Here is a 3,313-nt window from a genome sequence, read left to right as displayed (position 1 = left end):
AGTGGTGGGTGATGACGGGATCGAACCGCCGACCCCCTCCTTGTAAGGGAGGTGCTCTCCCAGCTGAGCTAATCACCCACTTCGGTACTTCACATTTTGACAGAAAATCCAGCTGGCGAGAAAGTGGTGGGTGATGACGGGATCGAACCGCCGACCCCCTCCTTGTAAGGGAGGTGCTCTCCCAGCTGAGCTAATCACCCACTTCTCAATTTTCTGTTCTACACGGCGGAGACTACGTTAAGTAGTGGTGGGTGATGACGGGATCGAACCGCCGACCCCCTCCTTGTAAGGGAGGTGCTCTCCCAGCTGAGCTAATCACCCACTTCTCAATTTTCTGTTCTACACGGCGGAGACTACGTTAAGTAGTGGTGGGTGATGACGGGATCGAACCGCCGACCCCCTCCTTGTAAGGGAGGTGCTCTCCCAGCTGAGCTAATCACCCCCGCTGTGTGGAGTCGCATTATAGGGAGAGTTGAAAATGAGTCAACGCCTTTTCTAAAGAATTCGTTCGTTCGTCGTAAAATTAAACAAAGCGATCGCAAAACCGGCGTCATAGCATGATTTATAAACAAAAACGGCAAACCGCGACGTTCCGGCGGGAACAACATTGAGGAATCAGCCCACGGTGTTAGAATATTGACCCATAATTTCCACCGGACATTGCCGGCTATCGGCATCTTTATTAAACGTAAGGCCAATTCATGAAAATCAAAACTCGCTTCGCGCCAAGCCCAACCGGCTATCTGCACGTTGGCGGTGCGCGTACTGCTCTCTATTCCTGGCTTTTTGCCCGTAACCACGGCGGTGAGTTTGTACTGCGTATTGAAGACACCGATCTCGAACGCTCCACCCCGGAAGCAATTGAAGCCATCATGGATGGCATGAACTGGCTGAATCTGCAATGGGACGAAGGTCCCTATTACCAGACTAAACGTTTCGATCGTTATAACAACGTGATCGATGAGATGCTGGAAGCCGGTACCGCTTATAAATGCTATTGCTCAAAAGAGCGTCTGGAAGCGTTGCGCGAAGAGCAAATGGCGAACGGTGAGAAGCCGCGTTACGATGGACGCTGCCGCCATAGCCACGAGCATCATGCCGACGATGAGCCGTGCGTGGTGCGTTTCGCCAACCCGCAGGAAGGGTCGGTTATTTTTGACGATCAGATCCGCGGACCTATCGAGTTCAGCAACCAGGAGCTGGACGATCTGATCATTCGCCGTACCGATGGTTCCCCGACCTACAACTTCTGCGTCGTAGTGGATGACTGGGACATGGCGATCACCCACGTGATCCGTGGTGAAGATCATATCAACAACACGCCGCGCCAGATCAACATCCTTAAAGCGCTGAATGCGCCGGTGCCAGTATACGCGCACGTATCGATGATCAACGGCGACGATGGCAAGAAACTCTCCAAACGCCACGGGGCGGTCAGCGTGATGCAGTATCGCGACGATGGCTACCTGCCGGAAGCGCTGCTGAACTATCTGGTGCGTCTGGGCTGGTCCCATGGCGATCAGGAGATCTTCACCCGCGAAGAGATGATCGAGTTCTTCTCGCTGGGGGCGGTCAGCAAATCCGCGAGTGCGTTCAACACCGACAAGCTGCTGTGGCTGAACCATCATTACATCAATACGCTGCCGGCGGAGTATGTGGCGACGCATCTGCAGTGGCATATTGAGCAGGAAAATATCGATACCCGCAACGGTCCGCAGCTGGCCGAGTTGGTGAAGCTGCTGGGCGAGCGTTGCAAAACGCTGAAAGAGATTGCCCAGAGCTGCCGCTACTTCTATGAAGAGTTCGCTGAATTCGACGCCGACGCGGCGAAGAAACATCTGCGTCCGGTAGCGCGTCAGCCGCTGGAAGTCGTCCGCGACAAGCTGGCGGCGATTAGCGACTGGACGGCGGAAAACGTCCACCACGCGATTCAGGCGACCGCTGATGAGCTGGAAGTGGGCATGGGCAAAGTCGGTATGCCACTGCGCGTGGCCGTTACCGGTGCAGGGCAGTCTCCTGCGCTTGACGTTACCGTCCATGCAATCGGCAAGTCCCGTAGCGTAGAGCGTATCAATAAAGCGCTGGCTTTTATCGCTGAGCGCGAAGGCCAGGCGTCCTGACGGGGACGTAGATGATATAACGGCAGGATACCCCTGCCGTTTTTTTTGTCTGTTACGCCGGGCTGGCGATGCCGAGGCGGGCAAGAAAACCGCTAATCCCTTCCCGGGCCAGCAGGTCGCGGAGCTGTAGCTGTTCTGCCGGAGTCATCAGTTGCAGGGTTTCTGTGATTTGCCGCCAGATCGCCTCCGCCTCATTGACCAGGTAAGCGCCTGGCGATTCCGCGAGATGATTGTCGCTAAACAGATGGCGTCTGGCGGGAATGTTCGTCAGAAACTCGCGCACCGGTTGGTCGATGACCACCAGCCGCGCTCGTCCCCCTTTGACGCCGGGTATCGTTTCCGTGCGCCATTTCTTCTCACGAACCCAGCGATTGATCGTTTGTCTCGCCAGCCCCAGGCAGTCGGCAAGCTCTGCGGGCGTCATTTTATCTTTTAGTTTCATCATGGTTTACCGATCGCGGATCCCTAACCGAAGCAGTAACCCGGTGATCCCCTCGCGCAACAGCAGCGACATAAGCTGCTTCTGCTCGCTGGGAGTGAGTTCTTTACAGAGGGTCAGCAGCAGCGTTTCCAGATCGCTGTCGTGGGGAGAATAGGTGCCGGGCGTCTCCGCCACGCGCTGGGCGCTGCGGATAAACTCCCTGACTTGCTCATTGACATGGACCAGGCGCGCCTTACCGCCCTGGACGCCAGGCCGCGGAGAGGTCTGCCAGCCTTCTTTCCGCACCCACTTATTGATAGTTTGCCGGCTGTAGCCGGTCAGATGGGCGATTTCTTCAGGTGTCATTCGTTCCTTGAGCATACTATTTCCTGAGTAAATGTATGGGAATTAGCTGTCCATGTTATAGCATCCTTTTACTGGAAAAGGTGACCTGTTTAACTTCTGGCTGCGATAAGGCTCGCAATCTCAGCAGGTTGCCTGCTTTTTCAGCGATTGAATCGAGAAGGATAATTTTGCCGTTGACACCTGAGCGAGGAATTCATATTATGCCGCCCGTCAACACGACACGCTTTACGTTACGGGGCTATAGCTCAGCTGGGAGAGCGCTTGCATGGCATGCAAGAGGTCAGCGGTTCGATCCCGCTTAGCTCCACCAAATTCTGCACCCAGCGGATTTGGTTCGTAAAGAGGTCCTGTGGGGCTATAGCTCAGCTGGGAGAGCGCTTGCATGGCATGCAAGAGGTCAGCGGTT

At 55.3% G+C, this 3,313-nt stretch carries 3 protein-coding genes and 5 tRNA genes; 2 read left to right on the top strand and 6 right to left on the bottom strand.

The window, feature by feature from the left end; all coding sequences use genetic code 11:
* Positions 1 to 2: 2 nt before the first annotated feature.
* The 4 genes from ABLX76_RS13780 to ABLX76_RS13765 all read right to left on the bottom strand — a co-directional run bounded on the left by ABLX76_RS13780 (position 3) and on the right by ABLX76_RS13765 (position 442).
* Positions 3 to 78: transfer RNA gene (locus ABLX76_RS13780), tRNA-Val, on the bottom strand.
* Between the two features lie 46 nt (positions 79 to 124).
* Positions 125 to 200, bottom strand: a tRNA-Val gene (locus ABLX76_RS13775).
* Between the two features lie 45 nt (positions 201 to 245).
* Positions 246 to 321 (bottom strand) — tRNA-Val (locus ABLX76_RS13770).
* Positions 322 to 366: 45 nt separating this feature from the next.
* Positions 367 to 442, bottom strand: a tRNA-Val gene (locus ABLX76_RS13765).
* Positions 443 to 701: 259 nt separating this feature from the next.
* On the opposite strand from ABLX76_RS13765, the gene gltX reads away from it, so the two are divergent.
* On the top strand, positions 702 to 2,120 hold the full coding sequence (gene gltX, locus ABLX76_RS13760; protein WP_004202014.1) for a glutamate--tRNA ligase: 1,419 nt from the start codon (positions 702 to 704) through the stop codon (positions 2,118 to 2,120).
* A 52-nt stretch (positions 2,121 to 2,172) separates the two neighbouring features.
* On the opposite strand, the gene ABLX76_RS13755 is transcribed toward gltX, so the two are convergent.
* Together ABLX76_RS13755 and ABLX76_RS13750 are read right to left on the bottom strand one after the other, a co-directional pair.
* Positions 2,173 to 2,565 carry a YfeC-like transcriptional regulator gene (locus ABLX76_RS13755; protein WP_048297981.1) on the bottom strand — a complete coding sequence of 131 codons (393 nt, stop codon included), beginning with the start codon at positions 2,563 to 2,565 and terminating at the stop codon, positions 2,173 to 2,175.
* Between the two features lie 3 nt (positions 2,566 to 2,568).
* Entirely contained in the window at positions 2,569 to 2,922 is a 354-nt protein-coding gene (locus ABLX76_RS13750; RefSeq protein WP_048336276.1) for a YfeC-like transcriptional regulator, read from the bottom strand.
* A gap of 219 nt (positions 2,923 to 3,141) precedes the next feature.
* On the opposite strand from ABLX76_RS13750, the gene ABLX76_RS13745 reads away from it, so the two are divergent.
* A tRNA-Ala gene (locus tag ABLX76_RS13745) sits at positions 3,142 to 3,217 on the top strand.
* The last annotated feature ends 96 nt before the right edge of the window (positions 3,218 to 3,313 follow it).

It is taken from the genome of Klebsiella sp. JB_Kp004, from assembly GCF_040065795.1.
Lineage (GTDB): Bacteria > Pseudomonadota > Gammaproteobacteria > Enterobacterales > Enterobacteriaceae > Klebsiella > Klebsiella quasipneumoniae.
The sequence above is the reverse complement of the archived record's forward strand: the minus strand, read 5'-3'. Positions and strand labels throughout refer to the sequence as shown.

Excerpts from the sequence above, each read along its gene's own strand:
- ABLX76_RS13755 (WP_048297981.1), bottom strand. The coding sequence starts at position 2,565 with ATGATGAAACTAAAAGATAAAATGACGCCCGCAGAGCTTGCCGACTGC.
- gltX (WP_004202014.1), top strand. The coding sequence starts at position 702 with ATGAAAATCAAAACTCGCTTCGCGCCAAGCCCAACCGGCTATCTGCAC.
- ABLX76_RS13750 (WP_048336276.1), bottom strand. The coding sequence starts at position 2,922 with ATGCTCAAGGAACGAATGACACCTGAAGAAATCGCCCATCTGACCGGC.